Source organism: Comamonas thiooxydans (assembly GCF_000964545.1).
Taxonomy (GTDB): domain Bacteria; phylum Pseudomonadota; class Gammaproteobacteria; order Burkholderiales; family Burkholderiaceae_C; genus Comamonas; species Comamonas thiooxydans.
The window spans coordinates 113,842-127,917 of sequence record NZ_BBVD01000007.1 but is presented as its reverse complement, the minus strand read 5'-3'; the positions used below and the strand labels follow the sequence as shown (position 1 = coordinate 127,917).

The 14,076-nt window shown below is 64.5% G+C and carries 12 protein-coding genes; 8 read left to right on the top strand and 4 right to left on the bottom strand.

Annotated features, from left to right (window positions below):
• Positions 1-49 precede the first annotated feature (49 nt).
• Genes bioA through bioF form a run of 3 tightly spaced genes read left to right on the top strand, consistent with a single transcriptional unit; the run spans position 50 to position 3,266 of the window.
• Positions 50-1,393 carry an adenosylmethionine--8-amino-7-oxononanoate transaminase gene (bioA, locus tag Cth01_RS11315; protein WP_045839408.1) on the top strand — a complete coding sequence of 448 codons (1,344 nt, stop codon included), beginning with the start codon at positions 50-52 and terminating at the stop codon, positions 1,391-1,393.
• Positions 1,390-2,073, top strand: coding sequence for a dethiobiotin synthase (gene bioD / locus Cth01_RS11310; protein WP_045839255.1), 684 nt, complete (start codon positions 1,390-1,392; stop codon positions 2,071-2,073). The genes bioA and bioD overlap by 4 nt, the downstream gene beginning before the upstream one ends.
• On the top strand, positions 2,070-3,266 hold the full coding sequence (gene bioF / locus Cth01_RS11305) for an 8-amino-7-oxononanoate synthase (protein ID WP_080745908.1): 1,197 nt from the start codon (positions 2,070-2,072) through the stop codon (positions 3,264-3,266). The genes bioD and bioF overlap by 4 nt, the downstream gene beginning before the upstream one ends.
• 35 nt (positions 3,267-3,301) lie before the next feature.
• Here the strand turns inward: bioF and pdxR are convergent, their stop codons facing one another.
• Positions 3,302-4,783 carry a MocR-like pyridoxine biosynthesis transcription factor PdxR gene (gene pdxR, locus Cth01_RS11300; RefSeq protein ID WP_045839254.1) on the bottom strand — a complete coding sequence of 494 codons (1,482 nt, stop codon included), beginning with the start codon at positions 4,781-4,783 and terminating at the stop codon, positions 3,302-3,304.
• Between the two features lie 108 nt (positions 4,784-4,891).
• On the opposite strand from pdxR, the gene Cth01_RS11295 reads away from it, so the two are divergent.
• The 3 genes from Cth01_RS11295 to Cth01_RS11285 all read left to right on the top strand — a co-directional run bounded on the left by Cth01_RS11295 (position 4,892) and on the right by Cth01_RS11285 (position 8,345).
• Complete coding sequence (locus tag Cth01_RS11295; RefSeq protein WP_045839253.1) at positions 4,892-6,121, top strand: benzoate/H(+) symporter BenE family transporter; 1,230 nt, start codon at positions 4,892-4,894, stop codon at positions 6,119-6,121.
• Between the two features lie 4 nt (positions 6,122-6,125).
• Positions 6,126-6,950 carry a YggS family pyridoxal phosphate-dependent enzyme gene (locus Cth01_RS11290; protein WP_034406852.1) on the top strand — a complete coding sequence of 275 codons (825 nt, stop codon included), beginning with the start codon at positions 6,126-6,128 and terminating at the stop codon, positions 6,948-6,950.
• 195 nt (positions 6,951-7,145) lie between these two features.
• Entirely contained in the window at positions 7,146-8,345 is a 1,200-nt protein-coding gene (locus Cth01_RS11285; protein ID WP_045839252.1) for an aspartate aminotransferase family protein, read from the top strand.
• 188 nt (positions 8,346-8,533) lie between these two features.
• On the opposite strand, the gene alr is transcribed toward Cth01_RS11285, so the two are convergent.
• Entirely contained in the window at positions 8,534-9,640 is a 1,107-nt protein-coding gene (gene alr, locus Cth01_RS11280; RefSeq protein WP_003070517.1) for an alanine racemase, read from the bottom strand.
• A 133-nt stretch (positions 9,641-9,773) separates the two neighbouring features.
• Between alr and lplT the strand changes: the two genes are divergently transcribed.
• Positions 9,774-11,075 (top strand): lysophospholipid transporter LplT, encoded by a 1,302-nt coding sequence (gene lplT, locus Cth01_RS11275; protein WP_034351410.1) that lies wholly within the window; start codon positions 9,774-9,776, stop codon positions 11,073-11,075.
• 87 nt (positions 11,076-11,162) lie between these two features.
• A complete protein-coding gene (locus Cth01_RS11270; protein ID WP_034351411.1) occupies positions 11,163-12,047 on the top strand; it encodes a DMT family transporter in 885 nt (294 codons plus the stop codon).
• A 129-nt stretch (positions 12,048-12,176) separates the two neighbouring features.
• Here the strand turns inward: Cth01_RS11270 and Cth01_RS11265 are convergent, their stop codons facing one another.
• Together Cth01_RS11265 and Cth01_RS11260 are read right to left on the bottom strand one after the other, a co-directional pair.
• A complete protein-coding gene (locus Cth01_RS11265) occupies positions 12,177-12,692 on the bottom strand; it encodes an AmiS/UreI family transporter (protein WP_003070509.1) in 516 nt (171 codons plus the stop codon).
• 115 nt (positions 12,693-12,807) lie between these two features.
• The gene (locus tag Cth01_RS11260) at positions 12,808-13,959 is read right to left on the bottom strand and encodes a helix-turn-helix domain-containing protein (RefSeq protein WP_045839407.1); all 1,152 of its coding nucleotides are present in this window, start codon (positions 13,957-13,959) and stop codon (positions 12,808-12,810) included.
• Between the last annotated feature and the right edge of the window lie 117 nt (positions 13,960-14,076).

The window sequence follows — 14,076 nt, the reverse complement described above, 5'->3', positions numbered from 1 at the left end:
GCTGCGCCTGCGTTTTGACAAGGCGGGTGATTCGCCTCAGGAGTTTTTGATGGAACACAGTCTTGCCAGCCGCAGCGTGCGCCATGTCTGGCATCCCTGCACCCAGATGAAGCGGCACGAAGCCGCGCCGCCGATTGCCATTGATCACGCCACCGGGCCCTGGCTGGTGGACACCGAGGGCCGCCGTTATCTGGACGGCATCAGTTCCTGGTGGGTCAATCTGTTCGGTCACTCGCATCCGCATATCCGGGCGGCGCTGACCGAGCAGATGTGCAAGCTCGATCATGTGATGCTGGCCGGCTTCACCCATGCCCCCGTGGTCGAGCTGTCCGAGCGCCTGGCCGGCCTGACCGGCCTGGGCCATGCGTTCTATGGCAGTGACGGCGCTTCGGCCACCGAGATCGCGCTGAAGATGAGCGCCCATTACTGGCGCAACCAGGGGCATCCTGCCAAGCACCGCTTCGTGGGCCTGGCTGGCGGCTACCACGGCGAGACGGTAGGCGCGCTGTCGGTCACCGATATTGCGCTGTTTCGCGATGCCTATGGCCCCCTGGTGCGTCTGTCGGCCACCGTGCCCAGCCCTGATGCACGTCAGGCCCGGCCTGGCGAAACCGCCGCCGATGTGGCACGCCGCGCAGCAGAGGGTCTGGAGTCCTGGTTGCAGGCGCATCACCAGGAGACTGCTGCCCTGATTCTGGAGCCGCTGGTGCAGTGCGCCGCCGGCATGGCCATGCACGATGTCGAATATCTGCGTCTGGCCCGTGCGCTGTGCGACCGCTATTCAGTGCATCTGGTGGTGGACGAGATCGCCGTGGGATTTGGCCGCACCGGCAGCCTGTTTGCCTACCAGCAGGCCGGTATCAGGCCGGACTTCATCTGCCTGTCCAAAGGGCTGACCGGTGGCACGCTGCCCTTGTCTGCCGTGCTGACCACCGACGCGGTCTATGCCGCTTTTTATGACGACGATGCCGCTCGCGGCTTTCTGCATTCGCATTCCTATACCGGCAACCCCCTGGCCTGCCGCGCTGCCGTGGCCACGCTGGAGCTGTTCGAGCAGCTGGACCAGCTGGCTGCCAATCGGCAGCTAGCCCGGAAAATCAGTGCTGCATTCGCCGGGCTGAATGCTCACCCCCGTGTCAGCAACGCGCGCCAGCAGGGAATGATCTGGGCCTGGGACATCGATACCTCCCTGCCGGACTTTGCGCAGCGCTACCACCAGGCGGCTCTGGATCTGGGCCTGCTGCTGCGCCCCATAGGACGCACGCTGTACTGCATGCCGCCCTATGTGCTGAACGATACCGATATCGCCCACCTGGGTCAGGCGGCGCTGGCCGCGTTGAATACCACTTTGCAGCAGGAAGCGGAGCTCGCCGCGAAGAAGGGAAAAGCATGATCGGCTGTTTCGTCACGGGCACCGATACCGGTGTGGGCAAGACCCTGGCCAGCTGCGCGCTGCTGCACGCACTGGCAGGCCACCATTCGCGCGTGGTGGGCATGAAGGCCGTGGCCGCAGGCGCCGAGCCCGACGGGCAGGGCGGCTGGGTCAACGAAGACACGGTGGCCTTGCGCGCGGCCTCCACGCTGGCCGTGCCGGCAGCGCTGGACAACCCCGTGCTGCTGCCCGACCCCATGTCGCCGCATATTGCAGCCCGGCGCGCAGGCGTGGAGGTGACGCTGGCGCCGATTCTCGACGCCTACCGACAACTGGCCGCGCAGGCCGACGCCGTGGTGGTCGAGGGCGCGGGTGGCTGGCGCGTGCCGCTGTCCGAGACTCTGTGCATTGCCGATCTGGCCGTGGCGCTGCAGCTGCCGGTGGTGCTGGTGGTCGGAGTCAAGCTCGGCTGTCTGAACCATGCGGTGCTGACCGCAGAGGCGATTCGCGCCGCCGGCTTGCCGCTGGCGGGCTGGGTGGCAAGCCGTGTGGAGCCGCAGATGCTGGTGCCTGAGGAAAACATGGACTGGCTGCGCAACCAGCTGGGACGGCTTGGCGCGCCGCTGCTGGCCGATATTCCGTGGCAGGCCACTCCCGATCCTCGCCTGACCAATTTCTCCTTGCCCAAGGAATGGCAATGACCGCATCTTCCAATTTCTGGCTGCAGGATATTCCACAGCAGCTGGCAGCCCTGGACGCCGCCGCGCTGCGCCGTACCCGCCGTACCGTAGCGCCCCTGCAAGGCGCGCGCATTCTGGTCGACGGGCAGCCCATGCTGCAGTTCTGCAGCAACGACTATCTGGGGCTGGCACAGCACCCGGCCATGATTGAGGCGGCCTGCGCCGGTGCGCAGGATTTCGGTGTGGGCTCGGGCGGCTCTCCAATGGTCAACGGCCATAGCACGGCCAATGCCGCGCTGGAGGAAGAACTGGCCCGCTTTGTGCAACTGCCCCGTGCGCTTTACTTCTATGCCGGGTTTGCCACCAACGCCAGCATCATCCCGGCGCTGGTGGGGGCGGGCGACGCCATTTTCTCTGACGCTCTGAACCACGCCAGCCTGATCGACGGCTGTCGCCTGTCGCGTGCCCAGATCCACCGTTTCGAGCATGGCGATCTGGCTGCCTTGGAGCAGCTGCTGGCTGCTTGCCCGGTGCAGCGCAAGCTGGTGGTGAGCGATGCCGTCTTCAGCATGGATGGCAATGTGGCAGATATCGAGGGGCTGCTGGCACTGTGCGAGCGCTACGACGCGTTGCTGCTGCTGGACGATGCCCACGGCTTCGGCGTACTCGGCCCGCAAGGCCGTGGCAGCCTGGCGGCTGCGGGGCTGACAGGGGTCAAGGCCTCGCCGCGTGTGCTTTACATGGCCACGCTGAGCAAGGCGGCTGGCGTGTCGGGGGCCTTTGTTGCAGGACATGCGCTGCTGATCGAATGGCTGCTGCAAAAAACGCGTAGCTACACCTTTGCGACCGCCGCCCCTGCGATGTTGGCGCGCGCATTGCAAACCAGTCTGCAACTGATTGAGGAGCAGAGCGCTTTGCGCGAGCAGCTGCAGGCTCGGATTGCCCAGCTGCGTGCGGGGCTGCAGCCCTTGTTGCAGGGCAAGGGCTGGCGGCTTTTGCCATCGGACACGGCCGTGCAGGCACTGGTGGTGGGCGGAAATGACGCTGCGCTCGGCCTTATGGAGGGGTTGCGCCGCCATGGCCTGTGGGTGCCGGCGATTCGCCCTCCCACCGTGCCCGTGGGCACGGCGCGGCTGCGTATTGCCTTGTCGGCGCTGCATACCGAGGCCGATGTGAAGCAATTGCTGGCGGCGCTGCAGGAGCTTGCCGGCTGAGGCCTGGCCGTTTTGCGCTGGCGCGCCGGTCGCTGTCAGTGGCGTAGCGCCTGCAGTACCTGCGCCAACTTCCTCGCGGCGACTTCCAGCTCATGCGGTGTGTGAGCGGCAAATCCCATGAGAAAACCCGCCTGTTGCGGGCTTGATGCATGCAGCTGCGTCAAGCCGAGCAGGTCTATGTCCGCCCTGCGCGCGCTATCCACGGCGGCGCGTTCAGCAATGCCGTGCAACAGGGTGCAAGGCATCTGCATGCCTCCCGCCGGCACCCGTGGCTCGAGGAAGTCGCCCAGATGCTCGCGCACCAGCCGCGCCAGCACATCGCGTCGCTCGGCATAGACGGCGCGCATGGTACGCACATGCGCACCCAGGTGCCCGCCTTCGATGAACCGCGCCAGCGTCAATTGCGCAATCGCTGCGCTGTGTCCATCCAGCAAGGTTCGCGCCACCGTCATGGGGGCGACCAGCGAAGCCGGCAACACCATATAGCCTATGCGTAGCCCAGGGAACATCGATTTGGTGAAGGTGCCGACATAGATCGTGCGCTCGTGCTGATCCAGCCCCTGCACGCAGGCCATGGGCTTGCCGGCGTAGTGAAATTCGCTGTCGTAGTCATCTTCGATGATCCAGGCCTGCTCCTGCTGCGCCCAGGCTATGGCGGCCAGCCGGCGATCCAGAGCCAGCGTGGTGCCCGTAGGGAACTGGTGGGAGGGTGTCAGAAACACCGCCCTGGCAGCGGGTAGGGTCTGCAGTAAGTCCACCCGCATGCCGTCGCCGTCCAGCGGCACGGGCACACATTCCAGCCCGGCCGCATCGAAGGCTTTGCGTGCGCCGTGATACACAGGGTCTTCGATGAAGATGCGATCACCGGCATCGAGCAGTACATTGGCGCACAGGGTCAGAGCCTGTTGCGAACTGGTCAGCACCAGCACGCGTTCAGGTGTGGCGCGCGCGCCGCGCTCCAGGTTGACATAGGCGGCAATGGCCTGGCGCAAAGCCTTGGTGCCCTGTGGCGGACTGTGCAGCAGAGCCCGGGTGCCGTGCTCCTTGAGCACCTGCCGCTGCAAGCGCTCCCAGGTCTGAAGCGGGAAGTTGCGTGTCTCGGGCACACCGGGCGCAAAAGCGCGTGGCGCGAGGAAATCACGCAGGCCACCGCCCGCGAACATGGCTGCGCCGCGTTGGCTCAAACGCAGGGCGGGAACGCGCGCCAAAGGACTTTGCATCAGGCCGCGTCCCGGAAGGCGTTGCACCTGCTCGGACACAAAGCTGCCGCTGCCCGTGCGTCGTTCGATAAAGCCTTCGGCATGCAGCTGGCCATAGGCGGCCTCCACCGTATCGCGCGAGACACCCAAAGATTGGGCCAGGGCTCGCGATGCCGGCAGGCGCCGGCCCACGTCCAGCGCGCCATCGAGGATCAGGTGCCGGATGGCCCGCTGGATGCGGGCATGCAGCGGCAAGGCGCCATGAGCGGGGTCTCCGATCCAGGCTTTGACGGATTCGAGTTGGGCGTGCTTGAACAAATGGTCTGTATTCCTGCAAAAAAGTGGCTGGGAGTATCAGGCCACTTCGATTCTATAAATCTGCTACCCCATGGGGTCAATCACTTTTCCGGGAGCCCTTGCAAGACCATGTCAACCACCCACTCGCCTTCGTCTCTTCGCTGGAACGATCTCACACATCCCATAGTGGCAGGCCTGATCTCGGTCATCGTCAACTACGGCGGTACCTTCATCCTTGTGTTCCAGGCGGCCAAGGTGGCGGGCCTCGGCCCCGAGCTGACGGCCTCCTGGGTATGGTCGATCTCGATTGGCGTAGGGCTGACAGGTCTGCTGCTGAGCTGGGTGACGCGCGAGCCCATCATCACGGCCTGGTCCACACCTGCTGCGGCATTCCTGGTGACTGCCCTGGCGAGCACGCCCTATGCCGAAGCAGTGGGGGCCTACCTGGTCTCCGCGCTGGCTTTCGTGGTGCTGGGGCTGTCGGGATATTTCGAGCGCGTCATCCGGCTTATTCCTGCCGGCATTGCGGCCGGACTGCTCGCGGGCATCCTGCTGCAATTCGGTATCAAGGCGTTTGGTGGCATGAGCGTCGATCCCATGCTGGCGGGCCTGCTGATCGCGACCTATGTGGTGCTCAAACGGATTTCGGCACGCTATGCCGTCGTCGGCATCCTGGTGCTGGGGCTGGTCTTTTTGCTGTCGCAGAATCGGGTCGATCTGTCTAGGCTGGAGTTGCAGCTTGCTGCCCCAGTGTTCACCAGGCCGGAGTTCTCGCTCAATGCCTTGCTCAGCGTCGCGCTGCCGCTGTTTCTCATCACGCTGACCGGCCAGTACATGCCCGGCATGCTGGTGCTGCGCAACGATGGCTTCAAGACCAGCGCCAATCCCATCGTCACGATCACGGGTCTGGGCTCGCTGCTCATGGCTCCGTTTGGTTCGCATGCGTTCAACATCGCCGCGATCACGGCTGCAATCGCTACCGGCCCGCAGGCGCATGAAGATCCCTCCAGGCGCTGGATTGCCGGCGTTGCTGCAGGCATGTGCTACATCCTGGTCGGCGTGTTCGGGGTCACGCTGGCGGCGGTCTTCATGGCCTTTCCCGCCACCTTCATCACCACGCTGGCAGGTCTCGCCCTGCTGGGCACCATTGGCGCCAGCCTGGCCACGGCCCTGGCGGATGCCAAGGTGCGCGAGGCCGCGCTGATCACCTTCCTGGCCGCCGCCGCCAACATCACGTTGCTGGGTATTGGCGGCGCCTTCTGGGGCCTGGTCATAGGACTGCTCGCCTATGCCGTCCTCAACGGCCGGCTGCCGTGGAGCGCACAGTCGGCCGCGATAGCCGCCATGGAAAAAGGATGAGGTGATGCCCATGACTTCAGAAACCCCGACCCGTCACGATCAACATGGCCTGTACCCCGAGGCCGGCACGGTAGAGGACTTTCTTCGCAACCTCGCCACCGTGCAGGAGCGCATTGCAGCTGCCTGCCAGCGCGTGGGGCGTGATCCAGCCAGCGTGCGCTTGCTGCCCGTCAGCAAGACCAAGCCGCAAGCCAGCCTGCGTCTGGCCTATGCAGCGGGCTGCCGCCTGTTGGGCGAGAACAAGGTACAGGAAGCGTTTGGGAAATGGGAGTCCATGCAGGACCTGGCCGATCTGCGCTGGTCGGTCATCGGTCACCTGCAGACCAACAAGGCCAGACTGGTGGCACGTTTTGCCAGCGAGTTCCAGGCATTGGACAGCCTGCGCGTGGCAGAGGCGCTGGACAGGCATCTGCAGGCCGAAGGGCGGTCGCTGGACGTGTTCGTGCAGGTCAATACCTCGGGCGAGGCCAGCAAATATGGCTTGAATCCCGAGGATGTGCCGGGTTTCATCCAGCAACTGCCCGTGTTTTCCGCGTTGCGCGTGCGTGGTGTGATGACGCTGGCGCTGTTTTCCGCCGAAGCCGAACGGGTGCGTCGGTGTTTCATTCTCCTGCGCGAGCTGCGCGATCAGCTGCAGCAAAGCGCGCCTGCGGGCATGGAGCTGGATGCGCTGTCGATGGGGATGTCCGGCGATTTCGAGATCGCCATCGAGGAGGGCGCTACCGTGGTGCGCGTGGGGCAGGCCATCTTCGGCGCGCGTCCGTTACCCGATAGCTATTACTGGCCAACGCGCTCTGATCCGGATACGCCGGAATCCGTTACCGATTGATATGGCATAGGCGCAATCGCAGGTGGCTTGTGCCTGCGCTGTGCGTTGCGGCCGTAGCAAGCCGGCCAACCTGCCGCCAAGTCCTGCAGGCGCAATGCGCGCTTTTGCCGCTGAGACCGGGCATTGGCCCGCTGCAGAGTTCTCTTGAACTGGTTGATATCCGCCAGCTTTCTTTTACATACCACGGAGCAATGCATGCCACAGACCGATTCCCATCTGATGAGGGCATACGCCCGCCAACCTGTTTCTTTTGTGCGCGGTCGCGGTGCCAGCCTCTGGGACGAGCAGGGGGTGGAATACCTGGACGCCATCGCCGGCGTGGCTGTCACCAGCCTGGGTCATGCCCATCCGGAGATCGCCGCCGTCATGGCCGAGCAAGCCGCGAGGCTGCTGCATACCTCCAACGTGTTCCGTATCGACTGGCAGGAGCAGCTTGGCGAGCGCTTATGCGCGCTCGCCGACATGGAAAAGGTGTTCTTCTGCAATTCGGGTGCCGAGGCCAATGAGACGGCTCTCAAGCTCGCCCGCTTGCACGGGCATCGCAAGCAGGTGGCCGAGCCGCAAATTCTCGTGATGGAGAACGCTTTTCATGGCCGCACGCTGGCGACACTCGCCGCCACGGGCAACGCGGCCAAGCAACAGGGCTTCGAGCCGCAGATGCCCGGTTTCGTGCGCGTGCCCTATGACGACATCGATGCAGTGCGCCGTGCGGCCCAGGAAGTACCAGGTATCGTCGCCGTGCTGGTCGAGCCCGTACAGGGCGAAGGCGGCATCCGTGTCGCCAGTCGCGGCTACCTGCGCGCTCTGCGCGAGCTCTGCGACAGCCAGGGCTGGCTGCTGATGCTCGACGAGATACAGACCGGCCTGGGCCGCACAGGGGCCTGGTTCGCGCACCGGCACGCCGGTATCACGCCCGATGTGATGACCCTGGCCAAAGCACTGGGCAATGGCGTTCCCATTGGCGCCTGTCTGGCACGTGGCACGGCCGCGAACCTGTTCTGTCCCGGCCAGCACGGCTCCACCTTCGGTGGCAATCCGCTGGCATGCCGCGTGGCCTGTGCCGTGCTCGACATCATGGAAAGAGACGGCATTGCGCAGCGGGCAGCCCTGCTGGGCGAGCGCCTGTTGGCCGGGCTGCGGCTGGCTCTGGGAGGACACCCGGGTGTGCAGGCCATCCGAGGCCTGGGGCTGATGGCAGGGATCGAGTTGAACCGTAACTGCCAGGAGCTGGTCGGCCGCGCGCTGGCTGAACAGCGATTGCTGATTACCGTGACCCGTGAGCGCACGATCCGGCTGTTGCCGCCGCTGATCTGCGACGAGGCACAGATTGACGACATCGTTGCCAGAGTCGCCAGCCTGTGCCAGGACAGTGCACCAAGCCGCCACGCCGTTTAGCTGCCGGTGCGTGAGCGCTGCGACCGAAGTCGTCGCTGGTCCGATGAGGTCGTTCCTGGCACCGCATTCCGGGCTCTGATGCGCTGTCCTGCATGCCTGCATCGCGTCGGGTGCAGGCATGTCTACGCTTTCTGAATCGATAAAAAGCCGCTGTGCTTGCAGCGGCTTTTTGACGGGAGCAGGCCGGTCTACTTGCCTGCTCCCTCCACCTGCTTGGGGACGCGGGGAGCCACGGCGCACATCAGCTCGTAGCCCAGTGTGCCGGCAGCAGCGGCTACCTCGTCGATGGGCAGCACGGCGCCATTGCTGGCGCGACCCCAGAGCGTGACCTCGCTGCCCAGCCTGGCCTTGGGAACGGGGCTCAGGTCCACGGCCATCATGTCCATGCTGACGCGGCCCAGCGTGCGGGTGCGCACACCGTCCACCAGCACGGGCGTACCCGTGGGGCAGACGCGCGGATAGCCGTCCGCATAGCCGCAGGCCACCACGCCCAGGCGCAGCGGTCCGTCGCATTGAAAACGCGAGCCGTAACCCACGGTGTCACCGGCATGCAGCTCCTGCGTGCCGATGATTTTTGACGACAGCGTCATGGTCGGCTCAAGACCCCAGTGAGCCGCATCATGGGTGGGAAAGTCTGGCGAGCTGCCGTAGAGCACGATGCCGGGGCGCACCCAGTCGCAGCGCACATTGTTTTCATCACCATGCAGCAAGGTGGCAGCGCTGTTGCTGACGCTGCGCTCGCCGGGCAGGTCCAGCGTGGTTTCGTGAAAGACCCTGAGCTGGTGATCCAGGCCATGCTCCACATCGGCATCGCTGAAGTGGGTCATGAACGAGATCTCGTCGACCTGGGGCAGAGCGTTCAGCCGCGCATAAGCCGCACGAAAACGCTCGGGTGTAAAGCCCAGCCGGTTCATCCCGCTGTTCATCTTGAGAAAGACACGGTGGCCGACCTGGGTCTTGTGGGCGGCCAGCCAGTCGATCTGCTCGTCGCAGTGCACTGCATGCCAGATGCCCAGACGCGAGCAGATTTCCAGGTCGCGCAACTCGAACACGCCTTCGAGCAGCAGGATGGGGCCGCGCCATCCCAGATTGCGCACGCGCTGGGCCTCATCGAGGTCCAGCATGGCAAAACCGTCCGTCGCTCGCAGACCCTCAAACACGTTTTCGATACCGTGGCCATAAGCGTTGGCTTTGATCACGGACCACAATTTGGCATCAGGGACGGCTTGCCGTACCCGCTCCAGGTTGTGGCGAACGGCTTCAGGATGGATGGTGGCAGTAATGGGACGAGGCATGGTTTTTCTCAATCAGACCAGTGGGATTCTGGCACTGTCAGCTGGAGCCTGCGTGATATAACCGCCAGTCACTTGCCACGGGGTCTATTATTTCCTTGGCATCGGTCCGTCCGGTGCCAGTTACAGCTAATTCATGAAGCGCGGTTTCTACACCATCATGTCAGCGCAGTTTTTCAGCTCGCTGGCAGACAACGCCTTGTTTGTGACCGCTGTAGAGCTGTTGCGTGCCAATGGTGCCCCCGAGTGGCAACGTGCTGCCCTGGTGCCCATGTTCGCCCTGTTCTATGTGGTCCTGGCCCCCTTTGTCGGAGCCTTTGCGGACGCCTTGCCCAAGGGCAAGGTCATGTTCATCAGCAATGCCATCAAGGTGATGGGTTGTCTGATGATGCTCTTCGGCCATCATCCCTTGATCGCCTACGCCGTCATCGGGCTGGGCGCGGCCGCCTATTCGCCGGCCAAGTACGGCATCCTGACCGAGCTGCTGCCGGCCTCTCAACTGGTCAAGGCCAATGGCTGGATCGAGGGGCTGACGATCACCTCCATCATTTTGGGCGTGCTGGTAGGCGGCCAACTGGTGGGGCCGACCATTTCCCAGCATCTGCTGGGCTTTGACTTCCCGTATTTCAATACCGGCGTGGACACCCCTGCCGAGGCCGCAATTGCCCTGCTGATCCTGATCTACGTCGTGGCGGCCTGGTTCAATCTGCATATTCCGCTGACGGGCGTGGCCATGCGCCCGCTGCGCGAAGACCCGAACAAGAGCCTGGTTGCCAATCTGCTGGGTCTGCTGCCCGACTTCTGGCAGTGCAGCAAGCGCCTGTGGGCCGACAAGCTGGGCCAGATTTCGCTGTCCACCACCACGTTGTTCTGGGGGGCTTCGGGCAATTTGCGCTATATCGTGCTGGCCTGGGGAGCTGCGGCCCTGGGTTACAGCACCACCCAGGCCTCGGCCCTGGTGGGGGTGGTGGCAATCGGTACGGCCGTCGGTGCGGTGCTGGCATCCATGCGCATGCGCCTGGACAACGCCACGCGTGTGATCCCCCTGGGCGTGCTCATGGGCCTGCTCGTGGTCTGCATGATCTTTATCGACAATCTCTGGGTGGCCGTGCCCTTCCTCATTCTGCTTGGCGGTTTGGGCGGATTTCTGGTTGTTCCCATGAATGCGCTGCTGCAGCATCGCGGCCATAATCTCATGGGCGCGGGTCGCTCGATTGCGGTGCAGAACTTCAACGAGCAACTGGCCATTCTGGCCATGGGCGGCTTCTACAGCCTGTCCACCAAGATGGGGCTGACTGCCTTTGGTGCGATCACGGTATTCGGTCTGCTGGTTGCCGCTAGCATGGTGCTGATCGGCATCTGGCACTGGAATAATTGCAGAAGGCACCCGGCAGAGGTTGAAAAGCTGCTGGAAGTCGCCCGCCGCGACTGCCATTGAAGCTCTGCAGCTGGCGCCGGCAAGCTGCATTCACTACACGATCAATAGCTTCTAACGCTTGCAGAGCAAACGTTAGAAGCCTTTTTTATGCATAGTCCACTGCCTGTATTTGCGCTGCTGCTCAATGCCCTGATCTGGGGCTTGTCATGGTGGCCGTTTCGTCTCATGCATGAGGCCGGACTGCATCCGCTGTGGGCCACGGCATCGATGTATGCGCTGGTGCTGGCCGGTCTGCTGGCGCTGCGTCCCGCCAGCCTCAGGCAGGCCTGGCAATACCCGGTGCTCCTGCTGCTGGCTGCCAGCTCGGGCCTGAACAACGTGGCTTTCAACTGGGCCGTGACCGTGGGCGACGTGGTGCGCGTCATCCTCTTGTTCTATCTCATGCCCGCCTGGGCGGTGCTGCTGGCCTGGAAGCTGCTGGGCGAAAAGCCCACGCCCATGGCGCTGCTGCGCCTGTTGCTGGCCTTTGGCGGTGTGGTGCTGGTGTTGCTGCCCGCCGATGCCTCGCTCTCCGGGTTGTTTGCCGGTCTCACCCTGGCCGATGCGCTGGCCGTGTTCGGCGGCTTCATGTTTGCGCTGACCAATGTGTTGCTGCGCCGCTTTCAAGGCATTCCGGCCCAGGCCCGCATGCTGGCCATGTTTGCCGGCTGCATGAGCATGGGCCTGCTGACCGCCTTGAGCGCCAGCAGCGCTGGCATGGTGCCGGGCTTTCCTGCTTTTGATAGCAGTTGGGCCTTTCTCGCACTTGGCTTGGCCGTGGTTTTGATGTTTGGCAACTGGGCTCTGCAGTTTGGCGCAGCGCGTCTGCCCTCGGGTGTGACCTCGGTGGTCATGCTGTCGGAAGTGGTGTTTGCCAGCATCTCCTCGGTGCTCATCGCCCACGAGCAGCTCAGCGCACGCACGCTGGCCGGCGGTGCGCTCATCATGGGAGCAGCCTTGCTGGCCACCTTGGGCAGAGCCCCGAGAAAATAGCCCAAACCACATCAAGGACACCGAGGAAGGGCCTGGGCCGGCCGCGCCGCCCCGCACCGAAGGTGTCGTCCCCCTCCCGAAGAGAGAGGGGGAAGGCGGGGCCGCCCAGGCGCACAGCGCCTCAGGGGGTCACATCAGCTTCCCCGCCAGGATCAGGTACCCGGGTACCCAGCCCGTAAGCACGCCCTGGGCAATGCACAGCCAGCCCGTGGGGCGTTCAATGCTTTTCCTCAGGGCCAGCAGCGCGAAGAACAAGGCCCAGAGTACGGCCCAGGCGGCCCAGTTGACGCCCATCCACCAGTCCAGCCCCGAGCTGGCGCTGGTCAGCGTATCGAGGGCGACGGGAACAGCGGTGATCGCCACGAACAGGCTGAACCAGCCCAGACCCCGGCCGTCGGCACCGCTGAAGCGATTGAAAGCCACCCAGAGATAGGTGAAGGCGAACAGCAGGGTCAGAGCGCCGCTCTTGACCGATGCCGCATCGGCTGCCGGACCGAAGATGCTGGCCAGACCAATACATAGCGACACCACCCCGGTGAAGATATTGATGACCCAGATTTCCTTGTCGGCAATCTTGCCCAGCATCCACAGGCCGTTGAGAAACAGCACCGCACCCACATAAAACAGCGACAAACCCAACCACATACACGCTCCTTGGCTGCAGGCCGGTGCAGCGCGGCCAGGATTGTGGGGCCGAGCGGGGCGGGGCGGAACCCTGGGCGAACGCAAAAGAGTCTTGCGCCATGGGTCGGGAATGGGCTCAGAAACCCTCGTCCCGACCGCCACGCAGGCGGCGATACAGCGTGCCGCGCGAGATGCCCAGGGCGCGCGCGGCCTGGGAGACATTGCCGCCATGCTGGTCCAGCGTCTCCCGGATCAGCTGCGCGCTGTGCTCGCGCAGCGTTGCCAGGGGTTGTGCCTCGGCGACGGGCGTTGCTTCGGTGGTTGCGGGGCTGGCCTGGTCTTCCACGCTGCTGGTGTCCAGGTGCGAGCCAAGGCCATGCGAGGTTTGCAGATGCGCCTGCATCCAGACGCCCAGGCCGCTGGCCAGGCGCAGCGGCGCGGGGGCGGGCTGGCCGCTCAGTTGAAGCAGGCACGATAGATCATGGCCCAGCAGTTCCTGCGCGCTGCACGCTGTATCCAAGGGCTGGCCGATGAGCTGGGCGGCGGTGCCGTTCATCCAGGCGACGCGGCCATCGGCGGCCACGCCCATCAGCGCCTGCAGCGGCGTGTGCAGCAGGGCAGGCGTCACCTGAAAGCGCAGCACCAGATGCTCGTGCGACTGAGCCTGCAGCAAGGTGTTTTCGATGGTCGTGGCGTACATGCCGACCACGGGAGCGGCATCGAAACTGAAATGCTGCTGCTCCACCATCAGATTGAGCACCCCGGCCAGGCGGCCGTGCACGTCGCGTATGGGGGCTGCTGCGCAGCGGAAGGCGTGCAGCTCGTCGAAATAGTGCTCGCCGTTGGTGACGGTACAGGCCTGGCCGGTGGCGGCGACGATGCCCGGGGCGGTCGTGCCCATGGCCTGCTCGGACATGTTCAGGCCGACCCGCTCGTCACGGGGCCTCATGGATGCTGGGGAGACATGGAGCACGATGCCCTTGTCGTCCGTCAGCATCACGCGCGTGCCGGTGCCCGCCAGTGCCTGCTCCAGGGTCGGCAGCTCGTGCTGCAACGCCTGCAGCAGGCCGCGGCAGCGCTCCTGCGTGGCATGCAGCCGGCTGGGGCTGACCGGAGCCAGAGCCAGCCGCCGTCCATTGCAGTGCTGGCGCTGGCTGCGCAGCCAGGACTGGATGACCGCCTCGCTGACCAGGCCCGAGGGGCGTATGCCGGCCTCGAAGAACTGGCGGCGAGCCTGCAAGGCCCGCTCCGCCCCGGTGCTCGAGAAGCACTGCTGTAGCGCGTCCATCGCGCGTGGCTCATCAACGTTCATGTCATGCCCAGGCTGTCCGCAGGAGCGGTCAATGTGTTCCGCAATGGAACAGTTCTAGCCTGGGGAAATCCCGATCATGAAGAAAAACAGGCG

Bases quoted from the DNA above. Each gene is read 5' to 3' on its own strand.
- alr (WP_003070517.1), bottom strand. From the start codon at position 9,640: ATGCCTCGTCCCATTACTGCCACCATCCATCCTGAAGCCGTTCGCCAC.
- bioA (WP_045839408.1), top strand. From the start codon at position 50: ATGGAACACAGTCTTGCCAGCCGCAGCGTGCGCCATGTCTGGCATCCC.
- Cth01_RS11290 (WP_034406852.1), top strand. From the start codon at position 6,126: ATGCCCATGACTTCAGAAACCCCGACCCGTCACGATCAACATGGCCTG.
- Cth01_RS11270 (WP_034351411.1), top strand. From the start codon at position 11,163: ATGCATAGTCCACTGCCTGTATTTGCGCTGCTGCTCAATGCCCTGATC.
- Cth01_RS11295 (WP_045839253.1), top strand. From the start codon at position 4,892: ATGTCAACCACCCACTCGCCTTCGTCTCTTCGCTGGAACGATCTCACA.
- bioF (WP_080745908.1), top strand. From the start codon at position 2,070: ATGACCGCATCTTCCAATTTCTGGCTGCAGGATATTCCACAGCAGCTG.
- bioD (WP_045839255.1), top strand. From the start codon at position 1,390: ATGATCGGCTGTTTCGTCACGGGCACCGATACCGGTGTGGGCAAGACC.
- Cth01_RS11285 (WP_045839252.1), top strand. From the start codon at position 7,146: ATGCCACAGACCGATTCCCATCTGATGAGGGCATACGCCCGCCAACCT.
- lplT (WP_034351410.1), top strand. From the start codon at position 9,774: ATGAAGCGCGGTTTCTACACCATCATGTCAGCGCAGTTTTTCAGCTCG.
- Cth01_RS11265 (WP_003070509.1), bottom strand. From the start codon at position 12,692: ATGTGGTTGGGTTTGTCGCTGTTTTATGTGGGTGCGGTGCTGTTTCTC.
- Cth01_RS11260 (WP_045839407.1), bottom strand. From the start codon at position 13,959: ATGGACGCGCTACAGCAGTGCTTCTCGAGCACCGGGGCGGAGCGGGCC.